Annotated in this window: 14 protein-coding genes; all 14 read right to left on the reverse strand. The window is 59.8% G+C overall.

Annotation, left to right across the window (positions count from 1 at the left end; genetic code table 11):
• Nucleotides 1–4 precede the first annotated feature (4 nt).
• The 14 genes from QMX93_RS07295 to tssH all read right to left on the reverse strand — a co-directional run bounded on the left by QMX93_RS07295 (nucleotide 5) and on the right by tssH (nucleotide 22,598).
• Nucleotides 5–1,399, reverse strand: coding sequence for a TIGR01777 family oxidoreductase (locus QMX93_RS07295; protein WP_282354123.1), 1,395 nt, complete (start codon nucleotides 1,397–1,399; stop codon nucleotides 5–7).
• A gap of 80 nt (nucleotides 1,400–1,479) precedes the next feature.
• Nucleotides 1,480–2,826: a T6SS immunity protein Tli4 family protein gene (locus QMX93_RS07300; RefSeq protein ID WP_282354125.1), complete on the reverse strand. Its 1,347-nt coding sequence runs from the start codon at nucleotides 2,824–2,826 to the stop codon at nucleotides 1,480–1,482.
• A complete protein-coding gene (locus QMX93_RS07305; RefSeq protein ID WP_282354127.1) occupies nucleotides 2,826–6,218 on the reverse strand; it encodes a hypothetical protein in 3,393 nt (1,130 codons plus the stop codon). Before QMX93_RS07305 ends, QMX93_RS07300 begins: the two co-directional genes overlap by 1 nt.
• Nucleotides 6,215–8,695, reverse strand: a complete 2,481-nt coding sequence (locus QMX93_RS07310; protein WP_282354130.1) for a type VI secretion system tip protein VgrG — start codon at nucleotides 8,693–8,695, stop codon at nucleotides 6,215–6,217. Before QMX93_RS07310 ends, QMX93_RS07305 begins: the two co-directional genes overlap by 4 nt.
• A gap of 28 nt (nucleotides 8,696–8,723) precedes the next feature.
• On the reverse strand, nucleotides 8,724–9,725 hold the full coding sequence (locus QMX93_RS07315) for a serine/threonine-protein kinase (protein WP_282354132.1): 1,002 nt from the start codon (nucleotides 9,723–9,725) through the stop codon (nucleotides 8,724–8,726).
• Entirely contained in the window at nucleotides 9,722–10,450 is a 729-nt protein-coding gene (locus QMX93_RS07320) for a PP2C family serine/threonine-protein phosphatase (RefSeq protein ID WP_053125079.1), read from the reverse strand. The genes QMX93_RS07315 and QMX93_RS07320 overlap by 4 nt, the downstream gene beginning before the upstream one ends.
• Nucleotides 10,450–13,989 (reverse strand): type VI secretion system membrane subunit TssM, encoded by a 3,540-nt coding sequence (gene tssM / locus QMX93_RS07325; protein ID WP_282354133.1) that lies wholly within the window; start codon nucleotides 13,987–13,989, stop codon nucleotides 10,450–10,452. The genes QMX93_RS07320 and tssM overlap by 1 nt, the downstream gene beginning before the upstream one ends.
• 13 nt (nucleotides 13,990–14,002) lie before the next feature.
• Nucleotides 14,003–14,878 (reverse strand): type IVB secretion system protein IcmH/DotU, encoded by an 876-nt coding sequence (icmH, locus tag QMX93_RS07330; protein WP_053125083.1) that lies wholly within the window; start codon nucleotides 14,876–14,878, stop codon nucleotides 14,003–14,005.
• Between the two features lie 5 nt (nucleotides 14,879–14,883).
• Entirely contained in the window at nucleotides 14,884–16,215 is a 1,332-nt protein-coding gene (gene tssK / locus QMX93_RS07335) for a type VI secretion system baseplate subunit TssK (RefSeq protein WP_212545360.1), read from the reverse strand.
• A 2-nt stretch (nucleotides 16,216–16,217) separates the two neighbouring features.
• The gene (tssJ, locus tag QMX93_RS07340; RefSeq protein ID WP_053125087.1) at nucleotides 16,218–16,718 is read right to left on the reverse strand and encodes a type VI secretion system lipoprotein TssJ; all 501 of its coding nucleotides are present in this window, start codon (nucleotides 16,716–16,718) and stop codon (nucleotides 16,218–16,220) included.
• Nucleotides 16,719–16,723: 5 nt separating this feature from the next.
• Nucleotides 16,724–17,920 carry a type VI secretion system-associated FHA domain protein TagH gene (tagH, locus tag QMX93_RS07345; protein ID WP_212545361.1) on the reverse strand — a complete coding sequence of 399 codons (1,197 nt, stop codon included), beginning with the start codon at nucleotides 17,918–17,920 and terminating at the stop codon, nucleotides 16,724–16,726.
• 18 nt (nucleotides 17,921–17,938) lie between these two features.
• Nucleotides 17,939–18,079, reverse strand: coding sequence for a hypothetical protein (locus QMX93_RS07350; RefSeq protein ID WP_053125091.1), 141 nt, complete (start codon nucleotides 18,077–18,079; stop codon nucleotides 17,939–17,941).
• Between the two features lie 330 nt (nucleotides 18,080–18,409).
• Nucleotides 18,410–19,930, reverse strand: a complete 1,521-nt coding sequence (locus QMX93_RS07355; RefSeq protein ID WP_053125093.1) for a sigma 54-interacting transcriptional regulator — start codon at nucleotides 19,928–19,930, stop codon at nucleotides 18,410–18,412.
• A 10-nt stretch (nucleotides 19,931–19,940) separates the two neighbouring features.
• Nucleotides 19,941–22,598 (reverse strand): type VI secretion system ATPase TssH, encoded by a 2,658-nt coding sequence (gene tssH, locus QMX93_RS07360; RefSeq protein ID WP_282354143.1) that lies wholly within the window; start codon nucleotides 22,596–22,598, stop codon nucleotides 19,941–19,943.
• Between the last annotated feature and the right edge of the window lie 4 nt (nucleotides 22,599–22,602).

The raw sequence follows: 22,602 nt of genomic DNA on the forward strand, positions 1-22,602 counted from the left end.
ATCCTCAGGTCAGATCGCGCAGAGCGGCGTCGAGGGTAGGAAAGCGAAAGGTGTAGCCGGCCTCGGTCAAACGCTGCGGCACCACGCACTGACCGTCGAAAAACAACTGCGCCATCTCCCCCGCCATTGCACGCACTGGCGCGGCGGGAACGTGGAACCACACCGGACGCTTGAGGACTTTGCCGGCCTGCTCGGCGAACGCAGCCTGACTGACCGTTTCGGGCGCCACCATGTTGTAGGTGCCGCGCAGATTGTCATCGTTGAAAGCCCGCGCGATCACCTGAAGCACATCGTCGCGATGCACCCAGCTCATGATCTGCCGACCGTCGCCCATGCGCCCGCCGAAACCTAAGCGGAACGGCAGCAGCAACGGCGTCAGCGCACCGCCCGGTCCGAACACCACGCCGAGTCGCAGCACCACCTGACGCACGCCAAATTCCGTAGCCGGTTGCGCGGCGGCTTCCCAGCGCGCACAGAGTTCGGCCATGAAGCCGTCACCCTTGCTCGCCCGTTCATCGAGGCTTTCGCTGGCATCGCGCACGCCGTAGAAACCGATGGCTGAGGCTTGAATCCACAGCGCGGGTTTGTGCTTGGTGTTCTTCAGCCAGGTCATCAATGTTTCGGTGGTGCCGACCCGGCTGGCGAGTAGTTGCGACTGACGCTTGGCAGTCCAGCGTGGGCCGGCAACGGGCGCACCCGCGAGATTAATCACCACGTCGAAAGTCTCATCGTCGCTAAGCTGACTCAGCGAACACACGCACCGCGCACGACCCTCGAACAGACTCGCCGCTTTCGTCCGGTCCCGCGTCAGCACGCTGACCGCATGGCCAGCATCGAGCAATTGATTAACCAGCGCCCCACCGATAAACCCGGTGCCGCCGGTAACCAACACACGCGTAAAGGCGCCGCCAGCAATAGAGTTGGGCTCATGCCCAATGTTATCCACAGAGGATTTTCGACGGTCATGGCGATACAGCCAGACCAGCGGCGGCAACAGCGCGAGCAACGCAAAACCATCGAGCCACAGATGCGACCAGACCTGTTTCTGCACCGAGAACCAAATGTCCTGCGGCGCCCACAGCAGAATGCCGGCGATCACCCAGGCCCACGCCATCGGCGCTTTCAAACGATTGCCGATGTGCACCAGCGCGAGCATGTACAGCGAATAACTTTGCAGCGTCGCGCCGAACAACGCGATCCACCAGACCTGTTGTTCACGGGCGGCGGCAGGCACCGCGTCCGAGCCCCAGAACGTTTGTTCGAGGGATTGCAGGTAGCCATCGAGCAGGCAGGAGTGTCCGGCCCAAGTCAGGGTAAGGCCGCCGAGTAAGTGCGCAAGTGCGGCGGCGTAAAGCCAGAGTACTAAGGCTGGGCGAAGCGAGGGAGAAGGGGCTGGCATTCCGTGTCCTGAGCGCATTCCTTGGGGATGGGGAGTTTAAAGGGGACGGGTGAAACTCAATGCTCAAACCGCCCCTACTTTTACTTACCCGTCAGCCTGTCCATGCCAGGTTGTAGGCGGAAGCTTTTCAGGATGTTTAGGAAGTCTTCCTTACTTTGCTCAAAGGATCTGACTTGTGTAGAAGCGTAATTTTCGGCCTTCAATACCATGCTCGGCTCATATCCCTTGTTGGCCAATCCTGCGGTCATGACGAATCGCTCTGTGGCTTCAGTTTCATTGTTTTGCGGATCCGCAGGTTTGTAATACTTGCCGCCCATAATTCCTGTCCGCGATCCGATTTGCACTTTAGAAGGGCCGAAGGTTCGAATGACGCCGGCACTTGGGAACGGGTTGCCCATGATCGGCGTAGTCAATACCGGCAGCAGATTAAGGGCTTTGCCGATGTCGTCGCTCAAACTCAGGCTGTAAAGCAGGTTCGGATTATCAGTGGTATGCCAAGCCATGGTGATCGAATAGTGGGCTTTGCCGTCATCGGCGATGAAGCCGAAGGGCAGGCAAAAGCCAGTCTCTTTGGGTATCTCAAATTCTGCGCGGGTGCGGAACCGCGCGAGCAGGTCACGGGCGGCGGGGAGTAGTTTTTCGAACGAACTTCTGTGTTCGGAATAGTCACTTTGTTGGCCGAATGCGAAGCGATAGATTCGGTCGTCACGCCACAAGAGCACAATGAGTTTGTCGGGATAGCGAGCGCCGTAGGCGTCTGGCATGCCGAAGTCGAAGGCGGACTGTTCGGCGTAGAGTTCATCTGTTGGGTAGGTATCGAATTCTTTTTTGTAGGCTTCCAATTCAACTTCAAAATGTTTGTAGGGACGATTCTCCCTTTTGAACTGAATTATAAAGTCCGGCAGCACAACGAGTTCAGTGCTTACTTTTCTGACTCTGGTTAATGTTTTGCGGAGATCGAGTCGCTGCTTTTGCAGTGATTTATATTTTGCGGGATCCGAGCGAGACAAATCTCCTGTCATTATTTCTGAAATTTTGTCGATTTGGTTTTTTACCACACGCTCTTTTGCCACTGTTATGTCTGGGCGATGGCTGCCGACCAACTCATTAAAGGTCTCTAAATTGGTTTTAGGTGAGACTTCAATGGTGACTAAGCCGTACGCATCATTTGTTGGATCGCTGCCGTAACTGAGCTGCTTATCCGCCAAGCTTATATCCGGTGAGTAGGTGGTGAAATTGGTGCCGTTAGTATAAGTCCATTGATCATTAAGCAAATGCCATTTTATTTCTGATTTTATGTCGAATACCGAACGACCCAAGCACTCTGTTCTAGATTGTTGTGTGATGGTGTTGGTTTCTGCTTGCGCCCCTTGAGCTAAGAGAAAGCAACAGCTGATCAGAGCGTAGATTGATTTAATAGAGTGCATTAGGAGTTTTCCGTAGTTCGATTGTTGGTTAAAGCTGCAATAGCTATGTATTCACCGTCCTGTTTGTTTGGTTCTATTTGAGCAAGAATGGTCAAATTAAATTTGGAATCATTGATTTCGTTTTTTGTCCAGTTGACGGGCAGAGCTGTGATAAACCCGAGAACTTCTCCAGGCATATCGCTGGCTTTGAATTTTTTCCAAAACTCAGACTCGAATGGCATTAGTTCATTTTTTTTATTTGCGGCTGGTTTGGTTGTTTCATTTTTGCTGGATGTCTTTTGCCAAGTTGGCCAGATAGACATGTTGTCGCTTGGAATAAAAGGAAACGCCTTTGTGTACTCATCAGAGTTTAATTGCGCCTGCTCTTGAATCGCTTCCCAGGTTTCTGGTGACGCAGGTTGATCAATTAAACTACCCAAGAACGTAGCTGGCTGGACTTTGACATTTTTATCTGTGACGTCAAGGGCGAATAGCTTACTCCAGAGCTTACTTCGTAGCGCCTTGATTTCAGCGCAGACGGGATGTTGCTTTTTGCCGTTCACCGGCGCAGGCGTCGAAACAGTTCCCGATACGATGACAGCGAGTTCAGAGTCTCGCCCCCCCAACTGGCTACGGTCATTAATGTTTGCACTACCGAGTATCGCCACACGATCATCTGCAATCAGCAGTTTACTGTGAACATAAATTTGTTCAGTCACGGGGCGATCTAGGTTTTCCCAAGCGCGAAGATTCAATAGAGTCAAATAACGGTTCCACTCCATTGTTTCAAAAACTCGAAGTGTTTTGTCTGTGCCAGAGATGAACTCTACACCAGCCTTAGCCTCTGATTCCGATCTGCCTCTATCCATCTGCTCCTTCATCGCCATCGCCCGCTGCACTCGTTTTATCAAGCTCTGCTGGCCCAGAGAAATGCTTTGCATCGTCAGGTGAACTTGAGTCATCAGGTTGATCGCGTTGAGCGGTCCTTCGGGGTGCACGGGAAGAACCATGTAGACATGGAAGTTCTCGCCCATTTCGATCGCGCGTTCGATTCGATCGGCCAGCGCTTCGCAAAGCGGGTTTATCAGGGCTGTTTGTGGTGTTTGCAGGAGATTCAGGCTCTCGACGGTCGACTGATTGGTCAAAACCTGCATGACGCCTTGGGTGAATGCCTCAGCCTCTTTGTTACGTATCATCTCCGCCAATGCGAAATAGTTGATTTTGTGTAGTTGCTTAGGATCCTTTTCCACTTCGTCCAGTCGTAGCCGTTTCTTATAGGTTTCGTACCCTGGTAACCCTGAGATTCTCATCAAGCTTTGCATTGGTCCATCGACTACAGAAGGTGACTCCTTCGTCCCCTCGCCATACGCACTCTGAAAAAACTGGTTCTCAATATAAATGAAATGCTGCGCCCCCGAGATCGCTTGCAACATGGCCTGCATGCAGTTTGCCTGAACGCCTGCCGGGGCTGAGGCTGGGGCCTTTGCGCCTGCTCTCCCTGCGCCCAAGCGCTCCTCGGTCTGCATGCGCAGCGGAGCACTTCGCAGTACTTGCATACTCATTTTGCCCTTTGGAGCGACACGCTCGGGTTGCGAGAGGTAGTGCGGTTTGAACGGGACGGGTTCAAGGTTTTTGTCAGCGAACTTCAGCAGGCCTGTCAGAGCGTTCGGCATCTTCTGCACTTTGCCTTCGAAGCGCGCCTGCAGACTGTTCCAGCGATCAATGAAGTTGCGCGACAGGTCATAAACCGAGCTGCCTTCCAGGCGCATGTGCACGTCATGCCAAGGCATGCGCGGTTGTTTGATGCTGTCGAGCATCATGCCGCCGGGCGGCAGCAGTCGGGTCGCCGGGTCGGCCAGGTACGAATAGGGCTGGCCCGTTTGAGCATCGCTCAAACGGTCGAGTACCGAGTGCAAGTAAAGAATAAAAGGCGTGGAGATCTGTTCGAATTCCGTCATTGCCTTGGCCGTGATGATTGGCGAAGGCGTGTTGTTGATCCAGGCGTAAAAGGCGCCCAAACCTGTTTGCTGAATCCACAGACTGGTGAGCTCGCTGCCCTCGTTCAACAACTTCTCTGTCAGTTGACCACCGGTCTTTATGACTTGGGTAGCCCAAGCTGATAAGTCTTGCTGAAGCTGATCGGCTTGTGGGGCAACATTTTCCACCCAAGTCTGCACTTCACCCTTGAGGCGGGTGACCTGAGTTTGCAGCTTCGCACGCCCCGGCTGAGTGACAGCGGTCACTGTGGGGATTTTCTGCTGCGCGCGCGCCAGCCAGTTCTCGACACGCTGCTGAATAGCCGAAGCTTGTTCCGGCTTATTCAGCGCCACACCGATAGCCTCGCTGATGGATTTGGCTTCCTGGCGCAACTCAGTCATGGCACTGTCGGTTTTTTGCAGCGTCTGGACTTCATGATCAATGGTGCCGACGGCGCCATCGAGCGAGGTTTTCCATTGGCGCAAGCTTTTTTTCCAGCCTTCCAGATTGTCTCCGGTCAACTGTTGTTGGATGAACTCGGCAATGTAGATCACTCCGCCGGTAGAGTACGCAGCACCCGCACCGAGCAAGCGCAGCCCGTCCTTGCCCTTTTCGGCGAACCATTCACCGGCGTCTGCTTTAGCCTCGCGCAGCACGTTGAACATCTTGTTGTCCTTGGCCCATGCCAGCTTGCGTTGGGCCTTGCTCAACACGTCTCCCTCCATCAAGGCTGCGCCGATCAACTCGACGGTTGTCATGTACGGATATTGCTTGTGGGCTTCGATTTCCTTGAGCGGCGGGATGCACGGGTTGTAAAACTCGTTGGCGGTTCGGCCTACGGCGGCCAGCCGAAAGTTATTGTCATCGCGGCGCCCGTAGGCGAGGTCGATCCCACCGACGTAGGCGATTTCGTTGTCGATCACCACCATCTTCTGGTGATGGGAAAAGAACAGGCCAAGGGTGCCCATATCACTTTGCTGGATCGCCGGCAGGCACCAGACTTTTTTCTTAGCGAGACCGGCATTCAGGACAAACGCGGCCACCATGGTTTCCAGATCACCGGTATCAACGGCGGCTTTCGGCGACAGCCAGGGCATGAGGTAGATGTCTGGTGCCGCGCCCTTGTGCAAAGCATGATGCAAGCAGTCCCACAGCCGGGTTTCGCCCTCCAGCCGCACTTCGTAGTTAATCTGCCAACCGGAAATGAAGATGGACTTCTTGGCGTTTTTTATCGCATTGGCAACATCTTTGAAGTAGTCGCTGCCGGTGGTGAAAAACTTCACTTCGTTGCCCGGGCGCTCAGGTGAAAAAGCTTCGCCGTATTTGGCATTGCCTTTAATGAACCATCCGGGGGCGGAAGTAGCGGTGTAGGCATCGCCGTCTTTTGAGTTGAGCTGATTCAGTTGCTTGGGCTGAACGCCGTTCAAGTTGCTCATGCCTTAAATCCTTTTAATTTGTCGAATAGCGCAATGCCGTCGGTCAGTGACAAGTTTTCGAAAGCGCTGAGTTTGTCTGTACCGGCTTGTTCGTGACGGGCGTTGGAGTGGGGCTCGCTGCTGAAGTCCATACTTGCCAGTGCCAGCAGTTCACGGTGTTCTTCAGACCAGCCGTTGTCGGCATGTGCCCTGAGCGCGACGCACTGGCCTGGATACACCAGCCAGAACATCTCCGGATTCTGTGGATATTCAAGAGATAGCTTTTTCTGAACGGCATCGGTAAGGGTGACTTTGCCTTCGTCATCGGTTTCGCCTTTGGCGATGACGTCGCTTTCCGGTACGCGACCGATTTTCTTCCAGCTCGGCTCGCTCATTTTTATTATGCGCCAAGGTGTATTCGCCAGTGCGAAGGCGCCTTCCCCCGGCCGGTCGGCCAGACGAATATCAAAGCGCAGGTTCTTCGGCTCGAACGGCGGGACTGTCACTGGCGCGTTGCCCTGCGCGCGATCCATCAGACTTCCGGCCTTGTCCTTATCCGCGAGCACCGGTAACGCAGGCAACAAAATTGCAATTCCTGAACCCGTCCCTGCAGACCCGCCAGCGTTGATCTTCACCACTGGCCCGACAACAGTCACACCGCCCGCATCCAGCTTGATAAAACTCCCCCCACCCAGAATCGTCAGCTCCGATCCCGCCTCAATCACAATCTTGTCGCCCGCCTTCAGGTGGATCTCATTCCCGACACTGGTCAGCTGCGCCGTACCCAGTTTGACGTGCTGGCTCTGCCCCACCGTCAGGTGATCGTCAGCCTTCGCTTCAATCTTGCGATCAGCAATCGTGGTGCGGTGTTCTTCAGCTTTCAGCTCGGTGTAGGTGTTCTTCTCAACCGTGTCGTGACGTTCATTCCCGACCCGAATTTTCTGGTCGTGCTCGATGTTTTCATCCCAATCACGCTGGGCGTGGATGTAGATCTGCTCCGCACCTTTCTTGTCTTCAATGCGCAGTTCGTTGTACCCACCACCACCCGGGGAGCTAAGGGTTTTGAACACGCTGCGGGTTTTGTTCGCCGGCAAGGCGTACGGCACCGGGTTTTCTTTGTGGTACAGGCAGCCGGTCACCAGTGGTTGGTCGGGGTCGCCTTCGAGGAAGGTGACGAGGACTTCCATGCCGATGCGCGGGATGCTGATGGCACCGTAGCGGTCGCCGGCCCAGGAGCTGGAGACGCGCAGCCAGCAGCTGGTTTTGTCGTCGGCGAGGCCTTCGCGATCCCAGTGGAATTGCACTTTGATGCGGCCGTATTGATCGCAGTGGATTTCTTCGCCTTTGGGGCCGGTGACCATGGCGGTCTGGCTGCCGAGTACGCGCGGTTTCGGGTGTTCGAGGGCCGGGCGGTAGAACACGTCCCACGGGGTGGCGAGGAAGGTGTTGCGGTAGCCCTGGTGGAAGTCGTTCTTGTTATTGGTGGTGTCGCTGGTCACGCCTTCTTCGAGGACTTGCGGCTGTTTGCCTTCGTGGACGATTTCGGTGAGCAGCCACAGGTCGTTCCATTCGCTGCGCGGGTGGTCGGACATTTCCATGAAGTGGCCGCTGACCAGTTTGGTCTGGTCGCCGCGCCCTTCGGCCTGACGGTAGTCGGCGCGGTGGCGTTCGAGGGCGCGCTGGCTGAGGAACTTGCCGCGCGCGCGGTCGAGGAAGCGGCCGGGGTAGTCGTAGTCCTCCAGATCCGGTTCATTGCTCTCGCCATCCGGTTTGTAGGCGGCTTCCATTTGCAGGCGCGGTTTTTCGAAGTCGTAGTCGCGGCGCATGGTGCGTGTGGTGCGGGTTTCCAGGCGCAGTTTGAAGCCTTTGATCACCGGTTCGTCGGCGACCATGCCGCTGCCTTGCACGTACGCGGTCGGCTGGCCGAGGTTTTGGAACACGGTCTGGTCATCGCCGAACACCAGCAGGTGGGCTTTTTCGCTGTGCTGAAAGTGGTAGTGAATGCCTTCCTCTTCACACAGGCGCTGGACGAAATGCAGGTCGGTTTCGTCGTACTGCACGCAGTAGTCGCGATCCGGGCACGGCTGGCTGAGCTGGAAGCTGTAGGCGTTGCTCTTGATGCCGTGTTCGTCGAGGATCAACGCGATGATTTTCGGCGCCGACATCTGCTGGTAGATGCGCTGGTTGGTGCGGTGATGCAGGTATTGCAGCTGCGGCACGATAGAGATTTTGTAGCGGGTCAGGCGCTTGCCGGCATCGCCTTGGGCAACGCGATAGATCTGCCCGTGAATGCCGGAGCCCTGCGGATCGAACGCGAGAAACGCCTGCTTGTGCAGGAGTTTTTCCAGATCCAGATCGGGGTTTTCGCTGACCAGTTCGAGGTCGAAACGATACGGCTGGCTGACACCTTCGGTGCCGGTGAACGACAGCACTTGCAGGTCGCCGACATAGTCTTCCACCGTCAGGCTGAAGTGGGTCTCGTTAGCTGAGTTGAACATTGTGTGCTCCCTGTTCGAATGTCATCCGTTACGCCCGAAAACGCAGGCGTTGCCGCCAGGACGAAGTGGCGCTCATGGCGTCACGCAATTGGCCGGCAGTGATGCTGCGTTCTGCCGCATTGAAGCTCAGCGCTTTGCGCAGCGCGGGCCAGCAGTGTTTCGGTAGGTTTTTCGGCGCGTGCAGCTCGCGCTCCAGGTGCTCGTCGCGGGCCAGGGTCGAGGCCACGCGGCGGAACGGCGGCTTGCCGCCCGCCAGCTCGTAGATCACGCAGGCCACGCCGTACACGTCCGCGCCGGCCGACAACGGCTGGCCTTCAAGCAGTTCGGGGGCGGCGTAGCCCGGTGTCCAGGCGTTGAAACGTTCACGGCTCAGATGCGGCAGGCCGGGCAGCACACCCTCCTCCGCTTGACCGAGGCCGAAGTCGAAGAGGCGCAGGCCGTCTTCGCTGAGCATGACGTTGCTCGGTTTCAGATCACCGTGCAGCACGCCGCGACAGTGGGCATACGCCAACGTGTCGAGCAGCGGCAGGACGATGTCGCGCAGTTCTTTCCACGGCAGGCCGAGGGGCCGCTCGCAGAGCAATTTGTCCAGGGTCAGGCCACGCATGTATTCCATGGTGATAAAGGCCCGCTGGCAGTCGGTGTCGACTTCAAAAGTGTGCGCACGCACGACGTTGTCGTGGCGCAGGCGTCGGGTCAGGGCGAACTCGCTGTAGAGCAAAGCACTGGCGTCCGGCGATTCGGCAAATTCTTCGCTGAGGATTTTCAGCGCAACGTAAGGGTCGGGATCGCCAAACTGTTCTTGCAGCAGATCCCGCGCCCGGTAAACCGCGCCCATGCCACCAGCCCCGAGCAGCCGCTCGAGGCGGTAGCGACCGGCCAACACATCGGGCAGCACACCGATGCTGGCCTTTTTAGGGGCCAGCGCAGGTTCGGCATTGTGCGACTTGGCGAAGGCGAAGTAGGTCAGGTTGCTGGCCTGTTCTTCGCTGATCAACACGTCATCGATTGGCGATTCGATTTCACTCATTGGCGGATCACCACGGCAGTCAGGTTGTCCCGCGCGGAGCCCCGCAAGGCGCCGTCGAACAAACGTTCCAGCGCCACGTGCGGCGCGCTGAGACTGAGGGCGTTGCCGAGGGCATCGCTGCTCAGGCCTTGGTACAAACCATCGCTGCAAAGCAAAAACGCGTCGCCCGGATAGACCTCGAGTTCGAGGACATCCAGGGTCAGTTGTTCGGCCGCGCCGACGGCTCGGGTCAAGGCATGAGCCGCCGGGTGCGCCGCCGCTTGATCGACGCTCATTTTCTGTTCGTCGATCAGTTGCTGTTGCAGCGAATGGTCTTTGGACAGCTGATACAGACGCTGCCCGCGCCACAGATAACAACGGCTGTCGCCGGCCCAGATGCAGGCCGCGCGATTGCCTTCCACCAGCAGCGCCACAACGGTGCTGCCCATGACGCTGTCGTGACGGCCGGCGGTGACGGTCAACTCCTGCCCCAAACGCCGGTTCACCCAATGCAGGCACTGGCGAATGGCTTTGAGGCGCTCGTCGAAGTCGTCGTGTTGCGGCAGTTCAGCCAGGCTGGCGACGATCAACTGGCTGGCGATGTCGCCACCCTGATGACCGCCCATGCCGTCCGCGACCACCCACAGCCCCTGCTGTGGCGAGTCGAGGAAAGCATCTTCGTTGCGCGCCCGCACCTTGCCCGGGTCGGTACGCGCCGCGCTGCGCCAGGCACTGGCCACGAGCATCAGAGCTGCACCGGCATACGGAAGGTGCGCAGTACGCCCATGTCGAACGGGTTCGGCGAGCGTTGGCTGGTCAGCAGGTAGTTGGCGCGCAGGCCACCCACGTCAGCTTTCAGCACCAGCACGTCGCGACCGTTCAGATACTCGGTCTGCATCAGATCAAACAGACGGAACAGCGACCACGGGCCGGAGTTTTTCTCGATGCCGATCGGACGCCCCGACATCTTGTCCATCACCAGACTGGTGCGACCGTCTTCAGCATCGGTCGGCCATTTGAACGACACCGGCACAATCGGGCCGTGACGGTATTCGATGGTCTTGTCGCCGAACTTGAACTCGGAACGGCTGACCGCCGGATCGAGGGTGTACGGCTCGAGTTTGAACTGCACGGTCGGCTCGGCCGGGTTGATCGAGAAGAAGCTCTTGCGAATGGTCAGTGCGGCGGCCATCTGATCGAGGTAAACCTTGGACACCGGCAGGCTGTGGCCATCGACGCTACGCATGCGGTAGTTGCCCGGATCGCCACTGACGAACGGACGCATGTAGTTGTCGAAGAACCGGTCGGCGATGCCTTGATCCTTGAAGAACTCACGGAAGTCGGCGATCGCCACGTCGCTGGTGCTGGTGGCGCTGAACGGATAACGCTTGCTGATGGTTTTGCCATACACGCTGTACAGCTCGTTTTGATAACGGCCGTTCATGTATTGGTACGCATCGTTAAGCACCAGACGCCACGAGTCTTCGGCCAGCACGTTGAACCACACGCTCAGCGGACGCGGCAGACGACCGGAGGCATTGCGCAGGTTGGTCAGCGCATCACGCTGGCCGCTCATGCGGGTTTTCGCCAGTTCGAACGCGGCTTGTTCCGGCGAGCTGGAACGGGCCAGGCTGGCCAGTTGCAGTTGCAGGTCGTTGAGCGCGTTGAGCGCCGGCGTCAGGTCAGCGGCCGGGCCGTTGTTGTCATCGAGCAAACGATGCAGCGGCTCGAAGCGACGTTGCAGCGACTTCTTCGCGGTGTCCGGCAGGTTCTTCGCAACGGTCAGGGCCGAAGCCTTGTCTGCTGCGGCGGCCGCCAGTTTACCGACCTTGCCCAGTTTGCCTTTCTGCTCGGCCAGCGCATCAGCCGCATCGGCGGCTTGATCCACCGGGTCAGCAACAGCCTGGAAGCGGGTGTTCTCGCGCACTTCCGTGAGCAAGGCGAGCACCGGCGAGTTGGCCGACGTCAGGCCCGCCAGTTGCTCGGCGCCTTCACCGGCGTCGTTGATCGGCGGCAGTGCCACCTGGCCAACGGCTTCGCTCCAGTAGTTGGCGTAGTCACGGAAATACAACTGCTCAAGCTCGACCATCAGACGACGCAAGTCCATGTCGCTGATGCCCGCGCCTTCGCCCAGCACCCAGTTGTCACGCAGGATGTCGGTGACCAGAGTCGCGCCCTGCACCGAAAAATACTGCTGATAACCCTCTTGGGTGTAGAAGCCCGGAATCACGTAATCGGTGCCGATAAACAGCGAGCCTTGTGGGCCGAGGTGTTGGCTGAAACGGTATTCCGGCAGATTGCGCGCCTGCTCGCGGAGCATGCGATACACGACGTTGGCCAGCGATTCGCTGCGCAATACCTGCCGCGCCTGCGCGACCAACTGGTCGTTAAGCGGATAGATAAAAGGCTGCTTGAGCAGGCGTTCGAGGTGAGTATTCAGACCGTTCTGCACCGCGGTGTTGCCGGTGTAGCGCTGCGACCAGTCAGTGGCGATCCAGTCCTTGAGCCACGCCGCGTCGCGACGATCCTTCATGTTCAGCATCAGGTACGCGCGCAGGCTGTTCAGCAGCTTTTCACGATCCTGCAGGTTGGCGCGGATCTGCCCTTCGAGCTGCGAAGCAACCCGTGGCAGCAACTGCGCTTGCAGCTCACGCTCGTAGGCGTCGGCGACCGGCGGATTGACGTCTTCGCCCTGATACAGACCGCCACGCTCGTGGTACGACACGTCGCCCTTTTTCGGGAACACCTGGGTCGCGGCATAACTGGTGTCGAGGGTTTTCAGCACGCCCATCGCGTCATCACGCGGGGTCAGTGCCGAACGTTGCTGCGTCCAGTTCTGCGCCAGCGTACGAAGGTTTTCCAGACGCTCGTAGTTGGCCGAGAAACCACCGGCCCAGAGGATGCCGAACAGTGCCAACGACGCCAGTGCGCCGATGTACAACGCACGCTGGCCCCAATGGATGCGGCTGCGTTCACGCTTGTCGAGACCAGCCAGATCCGCCTCAGGGAAAATCACCCGGCTGAGCAAGTGGTGAATGAAGCGCGAACGACCGCTGCGCAGCGTCGGTAGCACACCGGCGCTCATGCCCAGACTCGCGCCGATGCCGGCGGTGGCCGAATCCATTTCCTGGGTCAGGTGCGGTGCGCTGGTCAGGTAGAAACCGCGCAGTTGCGTGGCTCGCTGATAACGGTTGCCAGTGAACGCCATGTCGACGAACAGGCACAGGCGCTCGCCGATCTGCCCGAGTTGATGCGGGAAGTCGAGGATGCGGCCACGGCGCTGGGTGTCGCGCTCGGAGTGCATGCGCATGATCACTTGGCTGTTGAGGCGACGCAGCAGCTCTTCGAATTCATTGCGCAGTACCGCGACGTCGGTGCCGACCTGATCCTTGCGGAAACTGGTGCCGAGCACCTGATCGCTTTCTTCACGGCTCAGCTGATCGAAGAATTCGTCGAAGCCCAGCAGCTTGTCAGCCTTGCTCAGCACCAGATACACCGGCACGTCGACGTGCAGTTTCTGATGCACGTCTTGCAGACGGCCACGCACCTGACGCGCGAGGGTGTCGATGTCTTGCTCGCTACCGCCGAGCAGGGTTTCCACCGGAATGGTCACCAGCACACCATTCAACGGACGGCCACGGCGACGTTTGCGCAGCAACTCGAGCAAGGTCGTCCAGGCGCTGCTGTCGACTTCGGCGTCCGGCTGCGTCAGGTAACGGCCAGCGGTGTCGATCAGCACACCGTGGTCGGCGAAGTACCAGTCGCAATGACGGGTGCCGAGGGTGTCGCGGGTCAGCTTGCGGTCGATCTTGTTGATCGGGAATTCCAGACCGGAAAAGTCCAGCAGGCTGGTCTTGCCGGAACCCTGCGGGCCGATCAGCAGATACCACGGCAAGTCACTGCGCCAGCGCTCGCTGCGGCCACGATAGAGGCTGGAAGTCTTCAGGGTTTTCAGCGCGTCTTTGAAGCGCGCCTTCAACTCTTGCTGCTCTTCGTCGATCAGTTCTTCACGGCGGATGCGATCCTGACCGTCTTCGCTTTCTTCTTCGGCTTTCTTGCGGATACCGGCGCGCCAGCTGACGAAGACCATGACCAGGCCCCAGATCAGGAACAGCACGGCAATGGTCAGCAGGCGGGAGGTCGGGCTCTCCCAGAACTTGTAGTCATCGACGGCCAATAGCGGGCCGACGAACCACACCAGCAGCGCCACGAACAGCACCAGCAGCAGAGTCCAGACCCAGGTCTGGCGCAGGAAGGCGCCGACTTTCTTGAAAAACTTTTTCATCACACGTCCCTGTTTACGGCTGCGACTGCGGTTGCACCGCGGCCGGATCAAGCGGCTGATAAGGTTGCAGAACGGTGTCGCGCTGCTCGCCCAGAACCCAGGCGAAGCCCGAATACATCACCACCAGACAGACCAGCGTGAACAACACCACCATCCACGCCGGCACGATGCGCACCAGACTGCGGCGCTGATCGTTGAGGCCTTCCCAGTGCGGCGACAACTCGCGCGGCACGTCGCCACGCAACTGACGAATCTGACGGTACAAGGCGTCGCGGATGCCTTCGAGTTCGAGCATGCCGCGTGCCTGTACGCGGTACTTGCCCTCGAAACCGAGGGACAGGCACAGGTACATCAGCTCAAGCATCGGCAGGTGTTTGACCGGGTTTTTCGACAGCCGATCAAGCAGCTGGAAAAACTTCTCACCGCCGAAGGTTTCGTTGTGGAAGCTGCTGAGCAGGCTCATCTGCGACCACTCGCTTTCGTTGCCCCACGGCGTGGTCACGACGGCTTCGTCGACCACGGTGCAGAGCACGTAGCGCGCGGCCATCACCTGGCTGCTTTCGGCGCCGTTGTGCAGGGCGCGTACTTCAAACAGCTTGAGCCCGGCGGTCAGGCGCTCATTGAGCGCGTACAAGTCTTCGCGGCTTTCGCTGTGCTTGAGGCGCACCACTTCCGAGAGCAAATCGGAGGACGCGGCCACCAGCGAATTGAGGCTGATATTGAACGACTCCGCCGGGCGCAGGCGCGCGGCGTAGATCATCCGTTCTTCCAGTTGTTCGAAGCGCGGTGGCGCGGCGAAGTCGGTCAGCGGACTCGACGCCGGGCCGTGGCCCTGACGGTCGAGCAGGACGGTTTTGTCGTCCTGGTTGTGTTCCATGTCCTTGATCATGTCGGTCAGTTCCTGATGGCCCAGAATTTCAGTTCAAGCTCGGCGAATTCGCCGGACACGTGGAACGCGAAACCGCCGGAGCGCTCCAGTTGTGCCAGGTCTTCGGAACTGAGTTCGAGAATGAAATAGGTTTTGTTGGAGTGGAACGCGATCTGCCGCGGGGCCACCGGCAACGGTTTGACCTTGATCCCCGGCAAATGCAGGTTGACCAGTTGGCGGATGCGCTCCACCGGGCCGACCTTGAGGTGCGCCGGCAAGCGGTGGCGCAGTTCTTCGGAATCGCAGTTGGCACTCGCTGCCAGCACGAACGACGCGGTGCCGAGCAGTTTGTGGTCGTGCAACGGCGAAACGATGATCCCGTACTGACGCGCTTGCAGGATCAGTTCGATGGCGTGCTGTTCGAGCACCATCGACAGCACCTGACGAATCGCTTCCATCAGTTTGCGGAAGCTGCCGCCCTGATCGGCGTGGGAATAACGGCTGTCCAGACGCGGGCGTTTGCTCTCGCCGGAGAACGTCGCCAGATCGCCGAGCATGGTCAGCAGCGTGCGGTACAACTCTTCCGGGTGCACTTGCTCCAGACCGAGGTAGTGACGCAGCAGCAGCTCGGTGCGGTTGATCAGTTGCAGCATCATGAAGTCGCCAACCTCAGCGCCGCCGACCTTGCCGTTGGAGCGAATCCGCTCGGCAATCGTGTCGCCACGGTGGTTGAGCATGCTGATGACTTCTTTCAGGCACGACAGCAGATAGCTGGACGCGTGAGCCTGAATGTAGGTCGGCACGAAATCCGGATCGAGGCTGATCACGCCGTCGGGCGTGGTGTCGAGCACGTCGCAGATTTTCAGTTTTACGTAGGCCTGATCGCTCTGCTGCTCGCCGAGCATCAGTTTGAAATCCGGGCGACCGCAGCTGACCTGGCTGGCGGAATCGTCGCCGGCGTTGGAGTCAGCCACTTCAGCGTCGTACGCGGTGAAGCGTGCGAGCACGTCGGACTGCTCCGGACGGCGCGCCTCGATGTGGTTACCGGTGACCAGCGGCAGCGCCAGATAAATCGGCGTGTTGCCGGTGTTCGGCGGTACGTCCAGCGCCAGCGGTTCGGTGTTGCCACCGAGCTCGAACAGGCTGCCGTCCGGAAGAATCCCCGAGGCCTGGCTGACCACCAGTTTGCCCATGTTGAGGAACTGCAGGTCGATCTCCAGATTGAGGAAACCCCAGGTGTAACTGCCCAGCAACTGGGTGCGGGTTTTCATCTGGTGATCGTAATAGCGATCGTTGTGCTGGAAGTGCTGCGGCCGCAGCAGCATGCCTTCCTGCCAAATGACTTTATGGGTATTCATGATCAGTTATCCGCCTTGGCGAGCGTTTCTTGGCTGTTGCGGATACCCGTCTGATCGAGGGTCAGATCAGCCTCGGTAAGTTCCTGCGGGGTGACCTGCACGGTGTAGCGCCACTCGGTTTCCGGCAGATCGCGGTAAGCGGCGAGCACGCCCACATAGCGGCTGCCCTCCTCGACGCTGAGCTTCAACTCGACGGTTTCACCCGGGCGCAGTTCGAGTTCTTCGGTGGCCACCAGATCCGGGTTGAGGGATTCCTTGGCGCGCTCGTAGAGGCTGAAGAAGTCAGCGTTTTCGAAGGTCACCGGGTGTTTGAGTTCGAACAGGCGCACCACGATCGGCGAAGGACGGCCGTTGAGATCGGGGTTCAACTGATCGCTGCCGGTCAGTTTCAGATTGACCTTGGTCACGTTCGAGTACGGCGATAGCGACGAGCAACCGGCGAGCAACGCCAGCAAAGTGAGCGCAGTCAGCGTCTGGAAAAAAGCGGTCGAGCGGCGAGACATGCGCATCATCCTTGGTGGTCGGTGTGGAGGGTGGAAATCAGGCGGATCTGTTCTTCGTAGGCCTGAGCGAAGTCGCGGGCCAACAGGCGCTCGCTCCAGTCATCGTCCTGACGCAGTGCCTGGTGATAACGGCCGAACGCTCTCCAGCGCCCACCCGATGTTGCGATCAGCGGCTTGTTGTCGCGCTCGAAACGCAGGGTCAATTGCTCCGGCGAGAAGTGCTCCAGCGTGCCGCGTACGGCGGCGCGGCTGGCGGTCAGCAGCGCCACTTGATGCGCCTGTAGATCACGGAACGCGCGGGAGATCGCTTGCTCGGCCGGCAGATGACCGGGCTTGCTTGGCTGCAACAGAATCTCCAGCGCTTCGCTCGGATCGACGGCGAATTTCAGCGGGTTCTTGTTGGTGCCCTGGACGATGGTCTGCGCCAGACGCAGCTCGTTTTTCAGCTCCGAGCGGGTGCGCAGGCTCTGTTGTAAACCGCCGACGCTCTGACGCAGCAAACGCGCGGCATTCAGTGCCAGCGCTTCGCGTTCGTCGTGGTTGAGGCTTTTGACGTCGACACCCAGCGCGGCGCCGAAGTGCTCCCAGAAACCTTCGCTTTGCCGTTCAACAGGCTTCGGCGCCGGCGCGGGTTCAGGCTCGACGGGAGCGGCGATCAGCTCCGGCACCATCAGGCTTTCCATGTCGATGCGCGCGTAGTCGGCGCGCTGACGGGAATCCTCGGGTTTGGCGGTCGGCGCCAGCAATTCGTCGATTTCCGAGTACACGCGCTCTTGCTGTTCGATGGCATTGAGCGGGTCGAGGTCGAGAAACGCGTCGTCGGGAATGATGCTGCCCGCCGCGCGCGGACGGCCGGCTTCGCCGTCGAACGTGGCCGGGTCACGCACCAGTCGCGCACGAATCTCGAAGTCGCCGAGCACGTAGGTGCTGCCGTGCTCGATGCGCACCGGTTCGCCCTTGTGCAGACGCGCGCCGCTGCCGCCGTCCTGAATGCCGTTACTGCTGCTGTCGGTCAGGAAAAACGAGCCTTCGCGGTAGCTGACAATCGCGTGGTGATTGGACAGGTGACGCTTGCGGTCAGGGATGATCCAGTCGCAATCCTCGCCCCGCCCGATCACGCCGCCGGCCTGTTTGAAGGTCTTCTGGCACAACTCCGTGGGCACGAATTGCTTGGTGTTCAGCATTTCGAAAACCAATTCCATGTTTGCTGCTCCTTGCAATCACTTACCGCGATTGGCCGCTTGCGGATCACCCAGCGGGCGATAGTCGTTGTCGTTGAATTTGTAGTTGCCGCTACAGCCGCCAAGGCCGCATAGAACGACGAGGGTCAGCAGGACAGCGTGCCAGTGACGAACAGACATCAGAGGGTCTCCAGGGGTAGACAAAGCACAAAGCGCCGGCCCTTGCGGGCGGCGCCGTTATTAGCGAATTTGTTGGTTTGGGAGGCTCTAGATCGCAGCCTCCAGCCACTTTTGGGAGGAATGTTGATCCCCTGTGGTGAGGGGACTTGTCCCCGATGGGGTGCGCAGCGCCCCCAAAACCTGCCAGCGCGGTCTTTCAGTGAGGCCGTATCTACCGGACTGCGGCTGCTGCGCAGCCGATCGGGGATAAATCCCCTCGCCACAGGGGAATCAACAGCCTCAAGGAATTCATTGGCCGTGGGAGTGCGGGACAAGGCGATCACTTTCTGCTCAACCATCGAAGTCACCCAAATTGATATTCAGGCGGCCGAGGCGGTATAGCAGCGTGCGGCGGGGCAGGCCCAGTTCGCGGGCGGCGAGGGTCTGGTTGCCGTCGTTTTTGCGCAGGCAGTTGAGCAATAGCGTGCGCTCGACTTGCTCCAGGCGTTCACGCAGATTCAGGCTGCTGTTGTCTTCGGGCATCGGCTCCATGCGCAGGGAGAAATGCTCGGCCAGCAACTCGCCGCCCTCGCACAACAGCACCGCGCGTTCGACCAGCGCTTTCAGTTCGCGGACGTTGCCGGGGAAGGTGTAACCCGCCAGATGCTCCAACGCCGCGTCCGACCAACGCACCGGATCTCGCTGCAAATAGGCGCAGGCCTTTTCGGCGAAATGCCGCGCCAGGTCGAGGATGTCGCCTTCGCGCTGACGCAACGCCGGCAGCACAATCGGAAATTGCGCGAGGCGGTAGTACAAGTCCTCGCGGAATTTGCCTTCGCTGACCAGCACCGACAGATCACGGTGGGTCGCGGCGATGATGCGCACGTCGATCTTGTGCGTGTCGTTGGAGCCCAGCGGACGAATCTCGCCTTCCTGCAACACGCGCAGTAATTTCGATTGCAGCGACAGCGGCATATCACCGATTTCATCGAGCAACAGCGTGCCGCCATTGGCCGCGTCGAACAGCCCGGCGCGGTCGCGATCAGCACCGGTGAAGGCACCCTTGCGATAGCCGAACAGCTCGCTTTCCAGCAGGTTTTCAGGGAACGCCGCGCAGTTCTGCACGATGAACGCCTGCGAGCGACGCGGCCCGCAATCGTGAATCGCCCGCGCGACGACTTCCTTGCCGGTGCCGGTTTCGCCGCGCAACAGCACGGTGTACGGGCTGTGCAGGACTTTGCCGATCAGCGAGTAGGTCTGGCGCATCGCGGTGCTTTTGCCAATCAAGCCGTAACCGCTGATGCTCGGCACGCTGCGCGCCACCGGCGCCGACACATCGCGAGGCTGACGCAGACGCTGGAGCAAATGCAGTTGGCCGAGCACGAACGAGCCGAGCTGACCGAGCGAATCGGCGAAGCCTTGCAGGTCGGTGCGACGGCGGCTGGCGCAGAGCAGCAAGCCTTCGACAGCCTTGTGCTGATTGACCAGCGGCACGCACAACAGCGACTGCCACGGCGAGGCCACCGCCGGCAGAAAACTGGTTTCGTGCAGGCTGCCGCTCAAGTCGTCGAGGCACACCACGCGGTTCTGGCACAGAGCGAATTGCAGCAGTTGCTCACCGTTGTAATCCGCCGGCAGGCTCGCCGCTTCACGCGGTTGCAGGGCGCCGTCGAGGCATTCGGCGTTCATTCCCAGGCAGGTGTGGGTGGCGTCGAGCAGATACAACTGCGCCAGTTCGCAACCGCTCAACTCGGCCAAGCCGCGCACGAAGTCACCCAGCAGCGCAGCACCGTCCGCCGCGCGCGACAGACTGGCGAACTGCGCCAGCAACGCTTCGGCATACACCAGCGGCTGCGGCACTTGAGTGAACATCACGCCCACCTCAGGCGAACTCGCACGTCACACTGGCTTCGCCGTCGAGCGTGGCGTGCACGCGCTTCAGGCTTTCACCGGTGGCCATGGCGTCGAGCAGACGATCGGCCACCAGCGGCAGCACGTGTTGATCGAGCAGATGATCGATCAGGCGCGCGCCGCTGTCGCTTTGCGTGCAGCGCTCGGACAAGTGATCGACAAGGTTCTGGCACCAGCTGAAATCCAGCTGACGACGGTTGAGGCGCTCGCCGAGACGACCGAGTTTGATCTCGATCAGCTCGCGCAATACCGGGCCGCCGACCGGGTAGTACGGCACCACTTTCATCCGCGCCAGCAGCGCCGGTTTGAAATGCTTGCTGAGCACCGGGCGAATGGTTTCTTCGAGCACTTCAGCGGTTGGCCGCGCGCCGTTTTCGCAAAGGTCGCTGATGCGATCGCTGCCGAGGTTCGAGGTCATCAGGATCAACGTGTTGCGGAAGTCGATCTCGCGACCCTCGCCGTCGTTGGCCACGCCTTTGTCGAAGATTTGGTAGAACAGGTTGAGCACGTCCGGATCAGCCTTCTCGACTTCATCGAGCAACACCACCGAGTACGGTTTCTGCCGCACGGCTTCGGTGAGCATGCCGCCCTCGCCGTAACCGACGTAGCCTGGCGGTGCGCCGATCAGGCGCGAGACGGTGTGCTTCTCCTGGAACTCGGACATGTTGATGGTGGTGATGAAACGGTCGCCGCCGTACAGCAGATCAGCGAGGGCCAGCGCGGTCTCGGTTTTACCGACGCCGCTCGGGCCGACCAGCAGGAACACGCCGACTGGCGCATCAGGTTTGTTCAGGCCGGCAGCGGTGGCGCGCATCGAGCGATCCAGTGCGTGCACGGCTTGTTCCTGACCGCGAATGCGCGTGCGCAGATCGGTGGCGAAACTGGCGACTTTGGCGTTGTGCTCGCGAGCCAGTTGCGCCAACGGCACGCCAGTCCAGGCGCTGATCACTTCGGCGACCAGACGCGGGCACACTTCGAAACTGACCAGACGTTCTTTGACCTGGGCGGCAGTCAACGCGCTGTGGGTTTCGTTGAGCTGCGCTTCCAGCGCTTCGACGCTCTGGCCTTCTTCGACCTCGGCGGCGAGGGTTTCGATGACGGTGCCTTCGGCGTCTTCTTCAACGCTGAGCACCGGTTCAACGGCGGCGGCTTCGCGGGCCTTGGCCAGTTGCTGACGCAGATCGAGCAGGCGCTCGGCCAGGGTTTTCTGTTCAGTCCACAGGGTTTCCAGCGCGACCATTTCGTCTTCGGCTTCGTCGAGACGTGCTTCCAAAGCCTCCAGCGCTTCGTGATCGATCAGCAGACCGGCCTCGGCGTCACGGCGCAGGGCCTGACGCTGACGACCACCTTCAGCCAGTTCGCCACGCAGGCGCTCAAGACTTTCCGGAGCGGCGGCGAGGCTGATGCGCACGCGGGCGCAAGCGGTGTCGAGGACATCAACGGCTTTGTCCGGCAGTTGCCGACCGGCCAGGTAACGTGCGGACAATTCCGCCGCCGAGACCACCGCATCATCACGCAGATAGATACCGTGGCTTTTCTCGTAAACCTGGGCCAGACCACGGAGGATGGTCACCGCTTCGCTGACGGTCGGTTCGTGTAATTGCACCGGTTGGAAACGACGGGCCAGCGCCGGGTCTTTCTCGAAGTATTTCTTGTACTCGGCCCACGTGGTGGCGGCGATGGTGCGCAGTTCGCCACGGGCCAGTGCCGGTTTCAGCAGGTTGGCGGCGTCGGAACCGCCAGCGTTGCCGCCCGCGCCGATCAGCGTGTGGGCTTCGTCAATAAACAGAATGATCGGTTTTGGCGAAGCTTTGACTTCGTCGATCACGCCCTTGAGACGACGTTCGAATTCACCTTTGACGCTGGCGCCGGCCTGCAGCAGGCCCATGTCCAGCGACAGCAGTTCGACGCCTTTGAGCACTTGCGGCACTTCACCGGCGGCGATGCGCGAGGCCAGACCTTCGACGATGGCGGTCTTGCCGACACCGGCCTCACCAACGACGATCGGGTTGTTCTTGCGGCGACGGGCGAGGATGTCGACCATCTGCCGAATCGCGCCGTCACGGCACAGCACCGGGTCGAGTTTGCCGTCACGGGCCTGTTGGGTCAGGTTGTGGGTGAAGCGCTGCAACAGTGATTCGCCCTGCGCCGCCGGTTTGCCGTTGGCCGCCGGTTGCTCCTGTTGCGACAGGGCAAATTCCTTCAGGCGATCAATGTTCAGTTTGGCGAGCAGCGGCTGATAACGGCTGCCGGCGTAACGCATCGGGTTGCGCAGCAGCGCGAGGATCAGCGCGGCGTCTTCAACCTGGGTCTGACCGAGTTCGAGGTTGGCCACCAGCAACGCATCTTGCAGCCACTGCACCAGTTCCGGGGCGAACACCGGGTTGCGCGAGGCGCTGTGCTCGACGCGCGATTGCAGCGCCGCGCTGAGTTCACCGGCGTCGACATCGGCGTCTTGCAACGCGCGGGCGAGCAAGCCGTTCGGACGTTCGAGCAGGCCGAGCATCAAGTCTTCGACGAGGATTTTGCTGCCGCCACGGGCGACGCAACGCTCGGCCGAACGCTCCAGATCACGACGGGTTTCGGCGTCCAGCGCCTGGATGAGTTGTTGCAGGTCTACGTTGATCATGGCT

Origin of the sequence: Pseudomonas sp. PS01303 (genome assembly GCF_029959385.1) — a bacterium.
Lineage (GTDB): Bacteria > Pseudomonadota > Gammaproteobacteria > Pseudomonadales > Pseudomonadaceae > Aquipseudomonas > Aquipseudomonas rustica.